Origin of the sequence: Bartonella sp. AS69XJJH, from assembly GCF_042195585.1 — a bacterium.
Taxonomy (GTDB): Bacteria; Pseudomonadota; Alphaproteobacteria; order Rhizobiales; family Rhizobiaceae; genus Bartonella.
On record NZ_JBHIOO010000135.1, the window covers coordinates 1 to 639 of the forward strand.

Consider the following 639-nt stretch of genomic DNA (forward strand, 5'->3'; position numbering starts at 1 on the left):
GCAGGCCTTTGTAGCACGTCATGAAAAGAGCAAAGAAGAAAAAGGCAGGGCTGTAAGAACACAAGAAAACAGTAGAATTACGTTTCTAGCCAATGGTGAGATTAGCGCCAACTCAACGGATGCTGTTACGGGTGGTCAGCTTTATTCAGTTAATCAAACAGTTGCTAGCTATTTTGGTGGTGGTGCTGGATATGAGAATGGAAAATGGAAAGCTCCAAATTTCAAGATCAAGAAAGTTAATGCAGAAGGTAAAGAAAGTGAGGAAAGCTATAAGAGTGTAGCAGAGGCTCTTTCTGGTATTAGTAATACAATTACGAATGTTCATAATGATGTGACCAATGTTGTCAGTGAAAGCCTTGTCAAGCAGGATAACGAAACGGCTCCTATCACTGTTGGTAAGGAAACAAATGGTACTGTAATCAATGTTGCAAACAAAAGCGGTGTGAAACGGGTTATTTCTGGTGTAGAGGATGCGAAAGATAACAATGATGCCGTTAACAAGGGTCAGCTAGATAAAGGTTTGAGGGATCTTTCTAGCAGCCTTCAGTCTGATGATTCAGCTGTTGTTCATTACGATAAAAAAGATGGTGATAATGGCGGCATTGATTACACGAGTGTAACTTTAGGTAAAGGTAAGGA

General features: G+C 40.4%; 1 pseudogene. It reads left to right on the forward strand.

Features of this window, described 5'->3' with window-relative positions:
• Positions 1-639, forward strand: a pseudogene (locus tag ACFIK6_RS10190) (hypothetical protein); the annotation flags it as partial.